Here is a 17,785-nt window from a genome sequence, read left to right as displayed (position 1 = left end):
GGGTCACCCGGAGCGGCATTGGCGGGCTGTTTTGTAGCTGTTTTCGCGCTGGTGCCGGTCAGATCATGTGTTGAGTGAAGAACTGTAAAGATGTTTTCATAAGTGTGATGTCGCGAGCGTGGCGCAAGGTAGCGAGGCAGGGGCGCGCGCCGGCGCGCCCGCTCTTCCGGCGGGGCGAGGGCCATCCGGGCGCCCACCGCCGCGCCACCACCGCTCGGTCACCGCTCGGTCGGCTGCGCCGCCCGGGTCGCTGCGAGCGCACCTCGGCCGCGCTCTCTGGTAGCGTGGGCCCGTGCAGCCTCGCGCCACCGCCTGCCACGTCCTTCCTGCGATCGCCCTCGGGGCGGCCGTCGCCCTCCTCGCCCCGGACTCGGCGCGGGCCGCGGATCCGGCGCCCGCCGTCGCGATCGACCTCGGGGGGGTGCAGCTCGATCTCGTGCTGGTGAAGGCGGGGCGCTTCCGCCAGGGCTCGCCGCCCGCGGAGGCCGGGCGCGGCGACGACGAGGCGGTCCGGGACGTGACCCTCGGCCGCGACTTCTACCTGGGGAAGTTTCCGGTCACGGTCGGGCAGTTCGCGCGCTTCGCCGCGGAGACCGGCTACCGCACGGAGGCGGAGGTCGGCGCCTCCGGCGGGTTCGGGTTCGACGGCAAGGGGCTCTCGCAGCGCAAGGAGTTCACCTGGAGGACTCCCGGCTTCCCGCAGACCGACGTGCACCCGGTGACCCTGGTGACCTTCAAGGACGCGGGCGAGTTCACCCGCTGGCTGACGCAGAAGACCGGCCGCGCCTTCGACCTGCCGACGGAGGCGCAATGGGAGTACGCCGACCGCGCGGGGACCCAGACGCGGTTCTACGCGGGTGACGCCGACAGCGCCGCGGCCGCCATCGGGTGGTTCAAGGGCAACGCGGGCAGCGGGACGAGGCCTGTCGGGCAGAAGCAGCCGAACGCCTTCGGCCTGCACGACATGAGCGGCAATGTCTACGAGTGGTGTCGCGACTGGTACGGCCCCTATGCGCCCGGCCCTGCGGTCGACCCCGAGCAGACGGCGCCCCCTGCCGGCGACAAGCCCCGCCGCGTGCTGCGCGGCGGGTCGTGGCTCAAGGACGCGAAGCACCTGCGCGCCGCGGCGCGGTACCGCAACGACCCGGGCAGCCGCAACGCGGACAACGGCTTCCGCGTTGTCGCCGCGCTCTCGGCGAGCGCCCCTGCCGCGGCGCCAGGGCCGACCCCGCCGCCGGCGGCGACCGCGCAGGCGCCGCGCTCGAGCTCCTGGTCGACCGCGGCGACGGTGGGGTTCGTCGGCGGCGGCCTCGTCCTGGCCAGCGCCGTCATCGGCCTCATCGGCCTGCTCGTGCACCGCGCCGTCGGCCGCAGGCCCATGGCGGGGGCGCCGCCCGGCGTGACGTTCCGGCCGCAGGGCGACGGCTTCTGGCTGCACGCGCCCCCGCACCTGCACGGGTCGATGCTCCACTACCGCTGCCTCGTGAAGGGCGCGATGCGGCGCGCGTCGGTCCCGATCGAGCCGGGCCCGCGCGGGCAGTTCGTCTACACGGGCGGCGTCCCGTCCGCCGTGGAGGTCGAGCAGATCGGCGCGGCCGCGTGGGCCGCTCCGCGCGCGGCCGGGTGGGCCGCGGCGCCGTCCGCCGCGCCGCGCGCGGCCGCCGGGCGGCACCGGTCGAGGGACCGCATCTCGAGCGCGCCGGACGTGGCCGCCGCCGCGCCGTTTCGCGGCTATCCGTCGGCCTACTGAGCCGCGCCGCTCGCCCTCGCATGTCCCGCACGTTCCGCAGCTCCCGCATGCGCCGCCCGCTCTGCGCCGTCTTCGCCGAAGCGCCTGCGCACCGCGCCCGCGCCGGCCGCACGCTGCGCGCGCTCCGGCTCGCCGGGCTCGCGCCGGTCGACCTCACGGCGGCGCCGCTCGCGGCCGCGGCGGAGGCGCTCGCGGCGGGGCCGGTGTGGCTCGTGCGCGGGGGCGCCTGGCCTGCGCTCTCCGCGGCGATCGAGCCGGACCCGTTCCCGCCGCCGAGCGACACCGGGCTGCCGCTCTGCGCGCTCGGCGCCGTCCTTGCGCCGATCGATCTCGCCGCGCCCTCCGCGGCCGGGCCGGACGCCACGGCGTGGGCCGAGCTGCTGCGGGCCACGGGCGGCGAGCTGAGCCGCGCCGCGCGCGCCCGCCGCGCTCCGGGGCTGCCCCGCGCGGCGAGCGTGTACCTCGACGGGGCGCTCGCCGCGGGCGTCGCGGCGCGGCTCGGCGCGGGCGAGCCGCTCGATGCCGCGCTCCAGGGTGAGCTCGGGGCGCGGCGGGCGCGCGTGGTGCGGCACGCGCCGCTCGACGTGTGCGACGACGCGGCGCCGCGGGTCGCGCAGGTGGTGACCAGCCTGCAGCAGGGGGGCGCCGAGCGGATCGCGATCGACCTCGCGAGGGAGCTGCCGCGGCGCGGCGTGCGCTCGCTCGTCTGCGCGGTGTACCGGCCGACCCGCGCCACGTTCGCCGCGCCGCCGGGGGCGCTCGATCTGTCCGATGCGCGCGGCGATCGGGAGGCGCGCTTCGACGCGCTCGCCCGCGGGCTCGCCGCGTGGGGCGCGGATCTCGCGCACGCGCACCTGCTCGACGCCGAGGACCTCGCGCGGCTGTCCGCGCGCGGGTACCGCCCGCTCGTCACGGTGCACAACGTGGCTGCAGGCTGGCCGGCGGGGCTCGATCGCCTCACGCCGGACGGCGCGGCGCTGCTCGTTGCGTGCGCGCGCGCGGTCGAGGCGGAGCTCGCGGAGCGCGCGCTGCCGATCCCGGCGCGCACGGTCTGGAACGGCATCGACCTCGCGCCTGCGGAGGCGGCGCGCCGGGCCGAGGCGGCGGAGGCGCATCGGTCCGGATCCGGGTCGGGGGAGGCGGTGCGCCGAGCCGGGGGGGCGGAGGCGGTGCGCCGAGCCGGGTCGGCGGAGGCAGCGGCGTGGCGGCGGCGCCTCGAGATCGCGCCGGACGACCTCGTCCTGCTCGCCGTGGCGAACCCGCGGCCGCAGAAGCGGCTGCACCTGCTGCCTGGAATCCTCGCGGCCACGCGGGCCGCGCTGGCGGCGGCCGGCGACCCGCGAGCGGCTCGGCTCGTCATCGCCGGGAGCGCATCGCCGGGCAGCGAGCAGGCGCTGGCCGCGGAGGCGGAGATCCGGCGCGAGGTCGACCGGCTCGGCCTGCGCGCCGAGGTGCGCTTCGCGGGCGCGGTCGGCGACGTCGCCGGGCTGCTCGCGGCGGCCGACGTCCTCGTGTCGCCGAGCGCCCACGAGGGGCTGAGCCTCGCGCACCTGGAGGCGCTCGCGGCGGGCCTCCCGGTCGTCGCGACCGGCGCCGGCGGCACCGCGGAGATCGCGGCCGAGACGCCGGCGATGGTCCACCTGCCGCTCGACGCCGCGCCCGAGCGGTTCGCCGGGGCGATCGTGGCGGCGGCGCGCGCCGGCGCCGAGGGCGGCGCGCGCGACGCGTCGACGAGCGGCCGGGAGGTCGTGGCGGAGGCGCGCGCCGGCGTGGGGCCGCCGAGCGGCCGGGAGGTCGTGGCGCGGCACTTCAGCCTCGCGCGGATGGCCGAGGGGTACGCGCGGCTCTACCCGCGGGCGATCGCGCGGAACCGCGGGGTGCACCGGGGCGACGGGTTGCTCCTCGTCACGAACAACTTCTCGATGGGTGGGGCCCAGTCGAGCGCGCGCCGGCTGCTGCTCGGCCTCGCGGCGGCCGGCGTGCGCGGCCGGGCGGCCGTGATCGAGGAGCAGCCGGAGTACCCGACGCCGGGGCGGCGCGCGCTCGCGGCCGCGGGCATCCCGGTGCTGGCGGTGCCGCCGCCGGCCGACATCGAGCCGGCCGAGGCGGTGGAGCGCCTGCTGCGCGCGATCGAGGAGGACCCGCCGGAGGCCGTGCTGATGTGGAACGTGATCGCCGAGCACAAGGTGCTCCTGGCCGACGGGCTGCTCGACGTCCCGCTCTTCGACATCAGCCCGGGCGAGATGTACTTCGCCTCGCTGCGCCGCTACTTCGCCTCGCCGCGCCGCGGGCTGCCGTACCGCGCGCCGCGCGACTATGGCGCTCGCCTCGCGGGGGTGATCGTCAAGTACGGGGCCGAGGCGGCGCTCGCCGTCGAGGTGCTCGGGGCGCCGGCGCATGTCGTGCCGAACGGCGTGGCGCTCGGCCCGCGCCCGATGGCGGCGTCGTGCTCGCCGGCGTCCGAGCCGCGCGCGTCCGGCGGCGGGCACGGGCGGCTCGCGATCGGGACGGCGGCGCGGATCCACCCGCACAAGAAGCTCGACGAGCTCCTCGCCGCGCTTCGCCTCGTGGCGCCGCGGCTGCCGCCGCACGTGCTGCGCATCGCGGGCGGCGTGGAGCGCGGCGCCGAGGCGCACGCCGAGGAGCTGCGGCGGATGGCGGCGGGGCTGTCGGTCGAGTGGGTGGGCGAGCTCGCCGACACGCGCGCGTTCCTGCGCGAGCTCGACGTGTTCGCGCTGATCGCCGAGCCCGCCGGGTGCCCGAACGCGTCGCTGGAGGCGATGGCCGAGGGGCTGCCGGTGGTGGCCACGGCGGTCGGCGGCATGTCCGAGCAGGTGGACGACGGCGTGACGGGCCGGCTGGTGCCGCCGGGCGACGCGGAGGCGCTCGCCGCGGCGCTCGTGGAGCTCGGCGCCGATCCGGCACGGCGGGCGCGCATGGGGGCGGCGGGCTGGGAGCGCGCGCGGGAGCGGTTCTCGCTGGAGAGGATGGTCGCCGATTACGTGGGCGTGTGCCTGGGCGGGCGGGAGGCGTCCCCGTGGTAAGGTCGCTGCGTGTCGCTCACCTCGTTCAGCGTCGAAGGCTACCGTTCGTTCGTCCGGCGCACGCTCGTCGAGCTGCGTCCGTTGACGCTCCTCTTCGGTTACAACAGCGCTGGCAAGAGCGCGCTCGTGCGGGCGCTGCCCCTCTTGTCCGCGTCGTCCGGCGGCGCGAACGTGGGCCCGCTGGCGCTCAAGGCCGAGGGCATGCGCGAGCCGACCTACGCGGATATCGCGACGCGGCTCTCATCGCGCAACAAGCTCGTCTTCGGCCTGACCTGGGATGACGACGAGCAGCCGGCGCGTGCCATTGAGATCTCGCTGCGCGAGGACGACAAGCGACACCTGGTCAGCGAGTTCTTCGCCCGCGACGCGGACGGCGCCGAGCTCCTCCATGCCATCGATGTTCCCGGAGAGCCGGGCCGGTACGAGATCACTGCTCCTGGCAGCCCGCTGCTGACCGTCACGCTCTCGTTCAAAGATCTCCGGCCTGTGCTGTCGGGGCAAGGCGCCGCATCCTCCGTCCCCGGAGATGTCCGAGTGGTGCTCGGCCAGTGCTGGCAGCGATTGGAGTCATTGCAGGAGTCGGTGCACTGGCTGGGCGCGGTACGCGCGGCGCCCGAGCGTCGCGGGGTTTATCAGGGCGAGCCGGTGCGGCTGGGGAGCAGCGGCAAGGAGGCGGCGGCAAAGCTCGCTTATGACGCGCGTGGCAGGAAAATCATTCTGCCTCGCGTCTCGGCGGTGTTGCGCAAGATGTTTGGTCAAGCCATCGACGTTCGCGACAGCGGAGAAGAGTTCGCCATCGAGCTCGAGCCCGTCGAAGGGGCGCCTCTGCGGATCTCGATCGTCGATGTCGGAGAGGGGGTCAGTCAGGTCCTGCCGGTGCTGGTGCTCGGTGCGACGGCCGCCGTGGGCGATCTCCCCCCGGGCGCCGTTCTCGCCATCGAGCAGCCAGAGATGCACCTCCACCCGCGGGCCGAGCGGGCGCTGGCCGAGTTCTTCGGTGAGGTGATCAAGGCGCCGTCCCACCCGAGGCTCCTGATCGAGACCCACTCAGAGAACCTGCTACTCTTCGTGCAACTGCTGATCGCGCAAGGTAAACTCCAGCCCGAGGACGTGTCCATCCTCTGGCTCGAGAGTCTGCCCAACGGGGAGTCCGACTGCCGCGGGATCGCACTGGACGCTCGGGGGCGTCCGAAAGACTGGCCGGCGGGGGTCTTCTCCGAGGACGCGAAGATAGCGCGCGAGCTCTTCCTGGCGCGGAGGGGCGTACCGTCATGATGGTGCTGCTCGACGCGGAGGTCTTTGTCGACACATCGACCGCGGATCTGATGGTGCTGCTATGGCTTGGCGCGACTCAAAGGCATAGGATCGTCGTGCGCGACGACCAAGCGACGGCGTACACGGCCTGGCTCGCGGGGCTGGACGAGGCGACGCGCGCAGACTGGGAACGCGTTGTCGGGGACGGTCTCCGCCAGAGCGAGCTGGAACCATCCTATCATGAGGTCTGGGTAACGGCGCGCGGGGAGTCGACGTGGTCCTACCCGCATCCGATACTGACATTCGGCGACGCCATCGATTTCCTCCAGCGTCCCTATCGACTCCTCCTGGAGAATGGCCTAACAGACCGCGCCTTCCTCTTGAGCATGTGCGACCGCGCGACGCGTGAGTTCCTGGAAGAGCGGCTCTCTCGAGAGTGGGTCGAGGCGGAGCACTGCGGAGGGCTCGGCGAGCTCGAAAAGCGGGTGAAGAAGGTCCGAGGGCATGTCGCGACGCGGATGCGCTCCTCGGCCATGTTCGACAGCGATGCGATGCGGCCAGGAGCGCCGAGCTCGAAGTCGGAGGTCGTCCGGAATCTTTGCTATCCCGACGTGCACCACCACCAGCTCGAGCGCCGGGCCATCGAGAACTATCTGCCGCGTGCCGCGCTCGAACGGTGGTGCCAACTAGCGCAGGGGCGAACGCGGGACAAGCGTAAGGCCCAGGTTGAGGCGCTCTTCGCGCTCCGGGACGACCAGCGCGCACACTACAATATGAAGGAGGGCTTCGAAAAAGACCTGCCGAACGTCCATCGGGCAGGCGAGCTGTTCGCTGTCATCTCGGGCGAGACGCGCCGGTTGCTTCATCATGGATTGGATGTGCATATCGCCAATTTGTACCGAGACGGTCACGTCCAGTTTCACGAGCTGGAGCGCGCGACAGTCGTGGCCCACGTGCAGCAATTCGCTCGGGAAATCGTCGAGCGGATCCGGTGAGGGAATCATGACGGTACGAGAGTCACTGGCAGGGTTCTATAGCGAACCGCAGATCCGGTACCTACCGCAGGTGCTTGAAGAGATCAGTAGCGGCCAGATTGTTATCCCCAAGTTTCAGCGTCCGCTCGTGTGGCCCAAGGAGATGAGGCTTGCGCTGCTCGACAGCATTCTGGAAGGAATTCCGATCGGCACCGTCATGCTCTGGCGAACGCGCTCCGGCGAGATGTCAGTGAAAGAGCGCCTTGGTCCGTTTCTGTTGCCTATCGCGGACAGGAGTGCACCTGTACGTCAATATTTGCTCGACGGGGAGCAGAGGCTCACGACGCTGTACTTCGCGCTCATCGGCGCCCAAAAGTTGGAGCAAGACAGCGACGATACGAACGAGCCCTCGGAGGCGTTTCAGGTATATTACGATCTGCGCGCTAAGGTGTTTGTTACGCGGCAGGATCTCGGGGCGGTGCTCCCACACCATCTCCCACTCACGGATATGCTTCAGGGGGCCCGCTTGGTCAAATTTCAGAGAAATCTGGTCGGTGAGAGGCGTGCGGGCGGGAGGGAACACGAGCTCTATGCCGATGCGGATGACCTCGTGAGCTTGTCAGATGAGATCGCCGATGCATTTCGTCAGTATAAATTTCCGACGGTCCCCGTGACGTCGGAGAACGTCGAGCTCGTAACGCGGACTTTTCAGCGCGTGAACAGCCAACACGTCACGATGAGCGAAGTGCATATGGTGAATGCGCTCACGTGGTCCTCAAGCTTCGACCTGCTCGACCGTCTGCAGGAGATGAAGCAGGGATCTCTTGCCGAGCTCGGATGGGACGAGATCGACGACCAGACTATCCTCCGTGTTTGTAAGATCGCGCTCGGAGTAGCCGTCTATGATGACGATTCTGAGGCTGTCGGTAAGGAACTGAAGAAACAGCCCGACATCCTGGGAGAAGTCGAGGCCCATCTCTGTCACGCCGCGCGATTCCTGAGGACGAAAGTGTCGATCTGGGCTCCGGATCTGGTCCCCTACACTGCGCAGATCGTCCTCATCGCGGCAGCTTTTCGAGAGAGGCCAGAGCCGGATGCGGACGTGCTCGAACGTCTTCGTGACTGGCTCTGGTTGACCACCTACACCGAGATGTTCCAGCGGCAGATGAGCGAGTCCCGGTTCTCGCAGCTCCTCGACGACGTTCGCGCGCTGGCCACCGGGGAGATGCTCGCGCAGCCGCCTGGCAAGGTGCCAACCAAGCGTCCGCTGCCGCGCTTCGACTTTCGTCATGCGCGTGCGCGCGGCGTGGCCCTGTTGATGGCCAGGTACAAACCGAGGGCTCCTTCGGCTCCCTCGGAAGAAGTGACGCGAGCGCATTGCAGCAGGCTTCTCGCGGCGCACCGAAACCGTGCGATGACACAGCTCATCACCTCGGCGCAGGCCAAGAGGCCGGCGGTCTCCGGCAGCCCCGGCGCACGCGTCCTCGTTCGCCCAGAATCCATTGGTACAATGCGAAGGCTCCTCCAGTCGGCTGAGCGACCGCCCAGCGAATTTCTCGCCAGCCACATCATCAGCTACGAGGCATACCAGGCGTTCCGTGATGGCGACTATGATATGTTCGTCCGGCTGCGCGAAGGCCACCTGAACGGCCTGGAAGACGCGCGCTTTCAGCGCGTGCTCCGGCGCCTTTATCCCACGCTCGGTGGAGCGCCAAGCATATAGTGGCAAGCCCTTGTTGCGGAGCCTGAGAAATCGACCGAATTCGAACAGCTGGCGCGCACGAGGGCGGCGGGTGGATCTGGTCCACGTGGTGAGGGACGCATCGGTCGTCGCGCTGGAGCCGATCGAGATCGCGCTGCCCTACGGATGGGTGGTGCGGGTCCGGTCGGGCTTCGACCGGCCGCTGCCGACCTCCCGCGGCGCTGGATGCCGCCCTCGGCGTAGCTTCTCAGCTGCGCGCAGGACTGGCTCTGGCCAATGAATGAGGGCTCGGAAGGCAGGTGCCTCCGCCCAGCCGGCGTCACTTCAGGCGCAGGTAGAACTCCGCCGCGTCGAGGCGGTTCATCGAGCCGGCCGGACCGGTGATGATCGCATGTTGACCGGCGATCAGCAGACCGGTCGTTGAGAGCGCCGTCATGCCGCCTTCGACCTGCTTCGCCGTGGCCCCGGACGCGGACAGATCGACGCCGTCGAGTGAGCCGCTCAGGTTGGTGTTCAGGCTGTGCTCGGAGAAGGAGGGACAGGGATACGTCACGCACACGATCCCGCTGCTGTCGACCCGAGAAAAGTGGCCCTTCGGCGCATTGCCCGTCGCCCCGAGCCAGATCTCGCTGGCGACGAGGACGTCCGCCGGCCGCGACCGCAGGTCGCCGAGCACGATTTGCTTCAGGCCGCCGCGGACCAGCGCCTGCCCGGCACCGAACGCCTCTCTGGCCTTGGCCTCGGTCGAGCGATCGAGCCCGAGCCCGGACAGATCCAGCTCGAACATGTGGCATTCTTCTTGCCAAGTTCCATCGGCGCAGCGGGCCACGCTGGTGTTGACGCGGGCGACGAAATGGCCGCCGCACATCGGCGCCGCGCATCTGCGGTAGTCAGGACGGGTCGCGATGAAATAGTCCGCCACGGCGACCTCGGCCGCGGCAAGCGCGCCGACATCGTCCTCCACGTCGAGCTCGGCCTGCGCGAGGTCCCCCGCGAGGCCGCCCTCGCGCGGGGCTTCGCAGGCGAGCGCTGGCGCGGCCAGCACGCCGAGCAGGGAGAGCAGCGAGAGGCGATGATGGATGAGGTTGAACATCGGTGTTCTCCAGGAGCGGACACGGGTCAACGTGGATGCGAGCGCCTCGGCCGGTCCGCAGGCCCGAAGCGCCTTCATGGGCTTCCACGCGTCGAGGGGGCGAGCTGTCGCGAGCACGGTACGCCCCTGCCGCCCTGCCACCTGCTCGCCGTGCTTCGCCCGGAGACGATCGCCTCCAACGAATGAATGGAGTGTGCTAGCAGACCTGCCGAGTGAAACGCTGGTCGGAGCAAGAATTCGACGAGCGACGAGGCGTCGCGAAATTGACCTGACTTTAATTCTTCAGAAAAGATTCACAGGGGAGGCGGGCGGCGGGGCAGGAAATCTTCAAAATACTCCCTGTCTCCCCGCCTCCCTGTTCCATCTCCCCGCTGAAAAGGGGCGGCATAATGAAGGGGGGGCCTTGGGTGCTGAACCGTTGGGTCCGATAAACACAACGGAAAAGAGGCGGGATTGCGCGCGCTCACGGATTCGTCATGACCCGGAGCGGACGCCATCGGATGCGGCGAGGACCAGGGGGATCCGGCGGCTCCTTGGCGACCTGGTCGCATGAGGGTCGGTCGTGGCGAGCTGCGCGCTACCCCGGCTTCTTCGCCACGACGAACGCAACCATCTTCCCGCCACCAACCTCCCGCTCCTCGATCTCGACGAACCCTGCCTCGCGCATCTCGCGGAGGATCGTCTCGCGATCGTAGCTGTGGACGACCGGCGCCTTCCCGAACCAGCGCAGCACCGTGATGATCGCGCCGTAAGGTACCCAGGTGCCGCCGAGGCAGACGTTGGACGAGATGAACGAGCCGCCGGGCTTGAGGAGATCGAAGACTGTCTTGAGGGTGCGCCGCCGATCGGGGACGAGGTGGAGGATGGAGTAGGCCCAGGCGCTGTCGAAGTGCTCGGGCTCGTACGGGGCAGGTCCGTCCAGCGTGCCCTGGCGAAAGGTGACGTTGGTCACGCCCTGGGCCTGCTTCTTCTGGTTGGCGATGCGGATCATCTCGCCCGAGACGTCCATCGCGTGGATGTGGCCGGCGAACGGCGACATCTCCAGGGCGAGCGAGCCGGTGCCGCAGCCGATCTCGAGGACCGTCGAGCCCGGGCGCAGGCGCTCGCGGGTGATGGCCTTCTTGCGCTCGAAGGCGGTGACGTTCTCCACCGGCTTGGCGGCGTACTTCTCGGCGATGTCGTCCCAGAACTTGGCGTCGGCGGTCATCGTGGTCGAAGAATCTACGCACGCGGCGCGCCTGCGCCCGGTGCAAGTTCGTGACGCAGGGGCGCAGTTTCGCGCCACCCCTCGGCCTCGCCGCGAAACAGGGCCGCGCGCTCCGTCATCGCCGCGGTGATGGCCTCGCGCGCGGCCCGCAGGCGCGCGTTGTCCCGGAGATCGCGGTGGCTGAGGAGCCAGAAATCGGCGACGTGGCGCAGGTCCGGCCTGGCGAGGCGCTGCAGCCCGGGCTCCGGATCGCCGGCGTACGTGGGTAACATCACGAAGCCGAGGCCCGCGTGTGCGGCCTCCATCATGATCGCCATCGACTCGAACGTGCCCCAGATGGGAACCTCGGGATAGCTCGACGACGCGACGAGCTCCCTGACGATCCTGTGCACGCTGGATCCGAGCCAGCGCGCGGGGCGCGCGCCGCGCTCGGGGTCGAGCTGGGCAGCGTGCGCGGCCGCGACGTAGTTGCAGAGGGTGATGGGGGCGAGCCGCCGCCCGATCAGGTGCTCCGGCGGGGACGCGCCGGGCACGAGCGCACGCACCGCGACGTCGGCCTCGCGCTTCGACAGATCCAGGTTCTTGGCGTCGGCATCCAGCTCGAGCTCGATGCCGGGATGCTGCTCGCAGAGGCCGGCCAGGGCGCGGAGGAGGATCTTCGCGATGAACGGGTCGGTGCAGGTCACCCGCACGGGCCCCTCGAGCCGCGCGTCTTGCCCGGCGAGGCCGCGCTCCAGCGCGGCCATCTCCCGCTCGACGCGCTCCGCCCCCGAGACCATCTCGTTGCCCGCGTCCGTCAGCTGGTACCCGTCGCGGTGCCGGTCGAACAGCTTCACGCAGAGCCGCGCCTCGAGGGCCTCGACCCGCCGCGCCACGGTCGAGTGGCTCACGCCGAGCAGCGAGCCCGCCGCGCGGACGGAGCCCGTCCGAGCGAGCGCGAGAAAATGGCGCACGTCATCCCAGTCCACGACGCCGCTAGAAGCCCTGGTAGTCGACCTTCATCTGATCATAGGGAGCGATCATGCTCTCGATGATATCGCCGTTCGGCGAGAAGATGCGCTCGTGCCACTCGGTCGGCTCCCAGATGAAGGTGCCGAGCCCGCGCTTGTCCGGGAGGTTGAACATCAGGTCGTTGGCCGCGCGCTTCTCCCACGAGTACTCCGCCACCACGAACTTCAGGTCGGGATAGCGCTTCACGAGATCATCGAAGTTCGCCTTCCACCCCGAGGGCGGCCCCTGGTACTCGGTGTAACAGGACTGGCCGAGCACGTCGAACTTGACGCCCTGCCCGAGCACCCCGTCGACCCACCAGCGCGTCGCCGCGTTGTCGTCGCAGCGGTCGAGGTGCAGCATGACGGTGATCGTGTCGTCGGCGTCCTTCACGCCCTGGATCCCGGCCTTCAGGAGCGAGCCGAGCCCCTGGAACGCCTGCCCGGTGACGAAGCCGTCAGGCCACAGCAGCCCCTGCGGGATCTCGTTGCCGATCTGGACCATGTCCGGGCGCGCGCCGGCGGCGCTCAGCTGCTCGATCGCGTCCCGCGTGAACTCGCGCATGGCGCTCGCCAGCGCGCCGCCCTCGAGATCGGTCCAGGCGACGGGCTTGTGTTGATCGTCGGGGTCGGCCCATACGTCGCTGTAGTGAAAGTCGAGCAGGAACCCCATGTTCGCTCGCTTCACGCGCCGCGCCATCTCGATCGTGTGCTCGAGATCGCAGAAGCCCTCGCGCGAGTAGGGGTCGTCGTCGACGGCCGCGTCGGCGTACACCGCGGTCGGGTCGTTGAACAGGCGCAAGCGGATCCAGTTGAACCCGTGCGCCTTCAAGATCTCGAGGATGTCCTTCTCGACGAGCGCACCGGTCCGTGGATCGATGTCGCGGAACACCTTGCCTCCGGCCTCGCGCTCCTGCACCCAGGAGATGTCCGCGCCGAGGATGAAGCCCTGGGGCGCGCCCGGCGTCCCGTCGCCACCGCTCCCGCCCGTGCCCGCGCCGCCCGCGCCGCCCGCGCTCGCGGAGGTCCCACCCGCGCCGCCGGTGCTCGCGGACGCTCCTCCCGCGCCGGCTCCGCTGCCGCTCGTGCTGCCGCTCGCGCCGCCCGCGCCGCTCCCCGTGGACGCCTCGGCGCCGGTCGATGCGGCCTGACCGGCGCCGCCCCCGCCGGCCGCCCCGGCCCCCGAGCTCTCACCGCACGCGGCGAGCGCAGGAAGCAGCGTCACCACACCCATCCATCCCAGCTTCTGTCGCAGCATCCCTGATCCCGGCGAGGATCCTACCATTGGCCATGCGCGCGATCACGGCGCACGAAGAACGCGCGCCCACGATCGCGGCGCCGCCGGTAGAAAGATCCGCTGTCGACAGGCGCCAGGGCGCAGAGCGCCAGGGCGCAGAAATGGCGAGAGCCCGCCGCACAGCGTGTGCGCGGCGGGCCCTCGGACTGCTCACAGACGATGGTTGATTGCTACTCCGGCCCCTTGCCCATCCAGTAGCTCTCGGGCGGGCCCAGGAGGCTCTCCTTCATGCCACCGGCGTCCACCACGATCTTCTGGACGATCACGCCCGGATGGACCATCCACACCTTCAGCGTGTGATCACCCGCCGCGGCGATCGTGTGCTTGGTGCGCATGATGTTGGCGTTGTCCGAGGTGTGCCGCTCCCAGATTTTGTTGCCGTTGCCGTTGAGCTCGACGGCGTGGCTCGTGTTGACCTTCTGGACCGGACCGTCGTCGAACGACACGCCGTACTGCAGGCCCTCGGCCCAGTTCTGGAAGTTGTTCCTGGGCGACACGTAGACATACACGTTCACCGGGCCGCTGCTCGTGAGGTGCATGTCGTACTCGAGGCGAGGCGACGCGGCGCCGGGCTCCTGGGCCTCGGCCGTCACAGGGAACGGCGTCACCCCCGACCCGGTGCGCCCGATGTCCGGGAGCACCTTCCACTCGACGTCATCCGTGCCGATCGCGCGGCTGAAGTGGTCCGCTTCCATCGAGACGTAGCCGTTCGCCTCGATGAAGCGGTTCGGCTTCCACGCGACCTGCCGCGGGTCCTCGACGCGGGCCGTGACCACCACCGAGCTCCCGTCCGAGCCCGTGACCGTGATCGGGACATCGACCGGGAACGTCTGGTTCGTGGGGATCATGACCCAGTCCACCCTCACCGTCGCGCGCACCTCCTTGTCGACGACACCCTGGCTCGGATAGACGTTCAGCCACGGCGGGCACGGCGTGTTCGCGGCCCAGCCGGCGGGGCACTCGACCGGGAGAGCGACGTCGATCGCGTACTCGAGCGGCTCGCGGCCGCGGTTGAACACCTCGATGTACTGCTCGGGCTGCGTCTGATACCGGCTGAACGCCGGCAGCTCGGGGGTCACCGCGGTCCCGTCGCCTGCCCCGGCGGCCGTCCAGAAGTTGCTCGATCCGTCGATCGCCACGCCGAGCTCCGCCGCTTCGGGGACCTCGATCGAGACGAGCTCAGGCCAGATGAACTCCTGGATGTTGTTGTACTGGTGCTCCGGCTGCTGCCAGGACGGGTTCCCCGGCGCGCCGTAGCCGATGTGAGGCTGCGTCTGGAAGCCTTCCCACTTCCCGTCGGCGAGATCGTGATTGTAGTAGTAGGAGAGCGCCAGATCGTCCTGGAGCCGCGCCTCCGCGACGGCCGCCAGGTCGTTCGTGGCCGCGCGCCCCTGCGCCGCGTAGAGCTTGTTCTTGAAGCCAGCCAGGCGCAGCGCGTACAGGTTGGCGGTCGCCTTCACCTGGTAGAGCACGAGCTGGAAGTAGGCGTCCTGCACCTCCTCCGGCAGGAGCCTGGCCGCGAACTCCGCCTGCGAGGCCAGCGCCTCCCACTCCTCCGTGACGCTCTCGAGCTCGCGGTAGTTCGTCAGGCTGAACGGGCTCGCGCCGTCGTCGTACGTGATGGCGGCCGTGTCGGGATCCGGCACGTCGGTCGTGGGCGCGCTGACCATGAGGTCGTAATCGACGGTGATCTTCCGGTTGGTCAGCTCCGGCTTGCGATCCGACTGAAGCAGCGAGTAGCTGTGCAGGATGTCGGCGATGATGTCCGCGTGCTCGGAGCCGAACTGCTGCTCGGTCCACCGCCGCTCCCAGTCGCCGATGCGCTCGACCGGCCAGCGGTCCGGGTTCCACGCGTAGTCGAGGAAGAACTGGAGCGGGAGCTCCTCGTTCTTGAAGTCTCCGACGTTGACGACCCAGAGCCGATCCACGCCGTAGTTGTAGGCGAGGTGGAGCTGCTCCCAGACGTTGGGCAGGAGGATCGTGTCGACCCACTTGTAATTACGGCCGCCGCCGACGTAATCGAAGTGGTAGTAGAGGCCGTAGCCGCCGGCCCGCTGCTTGCCGAGCTTCGGCAGGCGCTTCATGTTGGACCAGTTGTCGTCGCAATAGACCACCGTGACGTCGTCCGGCACGGTGATGCCTTCGTCCCAGTAGCCCTGGATCTCCTTGTACAGCGTCCAGACCTGGGGGATGGTCGTCACGTCCTTCCCCGTCACGTCGGCGAGGATCTTCCGCTGGGACTCGACGATGTTCTTCATGAGCGGGATGCCGTCCGCCGGGGGCAGGCTGACGTCGCCGGGGCCGCGCATGCCGAGCGTGACGACGCCCTCGATCTTCTCGTCGACCATCCGCTGGATGCCCTTGGTCCAGTGCTTCTTCAGCGCATCGGAGTTCACCGAGAAGCGCCACTCGCCGGTGCCGCCGTACGGATCGCTCCCTGCCTTGGTGATGGTGCCTGCCGCATCCCTCTGCGCCGCGACCACGTGGCGATTCCACTCCTCGATACCCTGCATCATCGGGGCCTCGTGCGAGGTCCCCATCACGATGCCGTACCGCGTGGCCGTCGCGTGGTTCTCCGGGTCGTCCTCGGCGAACGCGCGGCCCCAGACGGCCGGCCAGATGTAGTTCGCCTTCATGCGGAGCGCGACCTCGAAGATCTTCTCCCAGTAAAGGTGGTTGAGCCCTCCGGGGAAGCCCTCCGCCTTGCCCGGCCCGAACATCTTGGCCGCCCAGTTGCCCGTCGCGGGGTTCTCGTCGTTGATGAAGAACCCGCGGTACTTCACCTTCGGCTCGCCCTGGGTGTGCTGCCCGGGGAGCACGAAGAGCGCCTGCTTCTTCTGGGCCGGGACGTCGTCCCACCAGTACAGGGGCGACACGCCGATCTGCGAGGAGAGGTCGTACGCGCCGAAGATGGTGCCGCGCTGGTCGCTGCCCGCGATGACGAGCGCTCGGTCCACGCCCTCCACCGGCTGCTCGACGATCTGCGTGACGAACGTCTCCCACTTCCCCGTCAAGCCGGAGACGTCGAGCCGATCGGCCTCCACCAGCTGATCGATGATCGGGCTATTGCCCACCGTCCCGACGAGGACCACTTCCTTCGCCGACGCCGGGATCTCGTTGTCGACGGCCGCGGCAGCGCCGGTCACCCGCTGGATGTCCGCCGCGAGGTCGTCCACGACGCGGTTCACGCCCGCATAATCGCTCTCGCTGACGACCAGCGGAGCGACCTTGCCGCCCACGGCGAGGGGGAAGCGGCCCGCTCCACCTTCGGTTGAAACGTACTTCTCCAGGGAGCCCGTCACCGGGTCGACCGGCGACACGGGCGTCTCGCCGGGCGGGCCCTCGGGCCCCGGCTCTCCGGGCGCGCCGGGCGCGCCCGGCTCTCCCGGATCGCCCTTCGCTCCATCCGACCCGCAGGCGGTCAACGAAGCGAGCGACATGGGGAGCAGCAAGCAGAGTAGCGAGGATCCGATTCGACCCTTCCTGATGACCATGCGTGCGTAACTCATAACGGTGTTTCCCTCGTTGATGCGGCTGACCGGCGTCGTCGACGCGCCCGCGCTGGACACGGGCCGTGACCTCCGGCGCTGAGGCCGGGCGCTCCTATGCAATCGTCCAAATCCCTGCGGCGATCCGCGCGATCGTGATCGCGATCCCGGTGATCACGAGGCGCTGTTCCGAGCGATCACACCGTGGCGATCCGGGTGATCTCACCAGAGCGTGACATGCACACCGACGGTCCCGTGGCCCGCGGCGAGGCGCCCTTGACGCGCGGACACGGTCCGGCGCGGAAGGCCCCTCGCTGCACGCCGCGTCGCCTGCGGTCGGGCTGGGTTCCGTGGTCGATGGTCGTTGACAGATGAAGCTCGGAGGCAGAGTACGCCTTCTCTGCGCAAGTTGGCTGGGTGTCACCCAGGTTGCACCTCGCTGGTGTGGCCCGGGAGAATTCCCGCAGCACGCCGATCTGATCACGCAATCGCCTCGATTTTTAGGGTCGGCATCCGTTTTCGTGATCGTGGCGCACGGGGGGACGCCGCCATGCGTCGCGGTGGCTGTGGCCTGGTGCGCGCTTTTCCTGGCGTACCGCAGCGGTGATGAGTGACAGTGTTTATGAAGTTCCGCTCGTCGATGGGGAAGAAGGCGTTGTTCTGGTAAACGATGTTTCCCTGAGCATCTGCAACCGTCGAGAGCGACGGCGCAACGACATTCAAAACGCCAAGATGGCCGCGTCAGCCACGCTGCCTCGAAGTGAACAAGGATAAGTAGGACTCGTTACAAATAGACGAAGAGAGGGGTAGAGCCAGGCTGACCCGTTCCGCCGCGATACTGCTTCGAGAACAGCGCCATTGCAAGAGGAGGCTCTGGGGCGCCCCAGCAGAGCTTCGAGGCACGGGGTTGCGTCATTGTGTGCCGGGTGGCGGGTCCGATGGTCCGTTTGTGCCATCATGGGTCAGCGGCAGGCCTTGAAGGAGGCG

Annotated in this window: 10 protein-coding genes; 5 read left to right on the top strand and 5 right to left on the bottom strand. The window is 69.7% G+C overall.

Annotated elements, in window-relative coordinates; genetic code table 11:
* Window positions 1-292: 292 nt before the first annotated feature.
* From WMF34_RS34315 to WMF34_RS34295, 5 genes are read left to right on the top strand one after another with little or no spacing between them, the layout of a single operon-like run.
* Entirely contained in the window at window positions 293-1,750 is a 1,458-nt protein-coding gene (locus WMF34_RS34315; RefSeq protein WP_437990468.1) for a formylglycine-generating enzyme family protein, read from the top strand.
* Between the two features lie 20 nt (window positions 1,751-1,770).
* A complete protein-coding gene (locus WMF34_RS34310) occupies window positions 1,771-4,794 on the top strand; it encodes a glycosyltransferase (protein WP_437990467.1) in 3,024 nt (1,007 codons plus the stop codon).
* 9 nt (window positions 4,795-4,803) lie between these two features.
* Complete coding sequence (locus tag WMF34_RS34305; RefSeq protein WP_012239367.1) at window positions 4,804-6,069, top strand: AAA family ATPase; 1,266 nt, start codon at window positions 4,804-4,806, stop codon at window positions 6,067-6,069.
* The gene (locus WMF34_RS34300; protein ID WP_012239366.1) at window positions 6,066-7,043 is read left to right on the top strand and encodes a hypothetical protein; all 978 of its coding nucleotides are present in this window, start codon (window positions 6,066-6,068) and stop codon (window positions 7,041-7,043) included. The genes WMF34_RS34305 and WMF34_RS34300 overlap by 4 nt, the downstream gene beginning before the upstream one ends.
* Window positions 7,044-7,050: 7 nt before the next feature.
* Entirely contained in the window at window positions 7,051-8,745 is a 1,695-nt protein-coding gene (locus WMF34_RS34295; protein WP_012239365.1) for a DUF262 domain-containing protein, read from the top strand.
* Between the two features lie 298 nt (window positions 8,746-9,043).
* On the opposite strand, the gene WMF34_RS34290 is transcribed toward WMF34_RS34295, so the two are convergent.
* The 5 genes from WMF34_RS34290 to WMF34_RS34270 form a co-directional block, all read right to left on the bottom strand.
* On the bottom strand, window positions 9,044-9,817 hold the full coding sequence (locus tag WMF34_RS34290) for a DUF6748 domain-containing protein (protein ID WP_437990466.1): 774 nt from the start codon (window positions 9,815-9,817) through the stop codon (window positions 9,044-9,046).
* Window positions 9,818-10,394: 577 nt separating this feature from the next.
* Window positions 10,395-11,024: a class I SAM-dependent methyltransferase gene (locus WMF34_RS34285; protein ID WP_012239363.1), complete on the bottom strand. Its 630-nt coding sequence runs from the start codon at window positions 11,022-11,024 to the stop codon at window positions 10,395-10,397.
* A gap of 14 nt (window positions 11,025-11,038) precedes the next feature.
* Window positions 11,039-11,977, bottom strand: coding sequence for a LysR family transcriptional regulator (locus WMF34_RS34280; RefSeq protein WP_437990465.1), 939 nt, complete (start codon window positions 11,975-11,977; stop codon window positions 11,039-11,041).
* Window positions 11,978-11,999: 22 nt separating this feature from the next.
* Window positions 12,000-13,238, bottom strand: coding sequence for a glycosyl hydrolase 53 family protein (locus tag WMF34_RS34275; RefSeq protein WP_437990464.1), 1,239 nt, complete (start codon window positions 13,236-13,238; stop codon window positions 12,000-12,002).
* A 242-nt stretch (window positions 13,239-13,480) separates the two neighbouring features.
* Window positions 13,481-16,750 (bottom strand): glycosyl hydrolase 115 family protein, encoded by a 3,270-nt coding sequence (locus WMF34_RS34270; protein ID WP_437990463.1) that lies wholly within the window; start codon window positions 16,748-16,750, stop codon window positions 13,481-13,483.
* Window positions 16,751-17,785 lie beyond the last annotated feature (1,035 nt).

This window comes from Sorangium sp. So ce145, from assembly GCF_051525985.1.
In the GTDB taxonomy this organism is placed as follows: domain Bacteria; phylum Myxococcota_A; class Polyangia; order Polyangiales; family Polyangiaceae; genus Sorangium; species Sorangium cellulosum_B.
The sequence above is the reverse complement of the archived record's forward strand: the minus strand, read 5'-3'. Positions and strand labels throughout refer to the sequence as shown.

Excerpts from the sequence above, each read along its gene's own strand:
- WMF34_RS34295 (WP_012239365.1), top strand. The coding sequence starts at position 7,051 with ATGACGGTACGAGAGTCACTGGCAGGGTTCTATAGCGAACCGCAGATC.
- WMF34_RS34300 (WP_012239366.1), top strand. The coding sequence starts at position 6,066 with ATGATGGTGCTGCTCGACGCGGAGGTCTTTGTCGACACATCGACCGCG.
- WMF34_RS34310 (WP_437990467.1), top strand. The coding sequence starts at position 1,771 with ATGTCCCGCACGTTCCGCAGCTCCCGCATGCGCCGCCCGCTCTGCGCC.
- WMF34_RS34290 (WP_437990466.1), bottom strand. The coding sequence starts at position 9,817 with ATGTTCAACCTCATCCATCATCGCCTCTCGCTGCTCTCCCTGCTCGGC.
- WMF34_RS34270 (WP_437990463.1), bottom strand. The coding sequence starts at position 16,750 with ATGTCGCTCGCTTCGTTGACCGCCTGCGGGTCGGATGGAGCGAAGGGC.
- WMF34_RS34285 (WP_012239363.1), bottom strand. The coding sequence starts at position 11,024 with ATGACCGCCGACGCCAAGTTCTGGGACGACATCGCCGAGAAGTACGCC.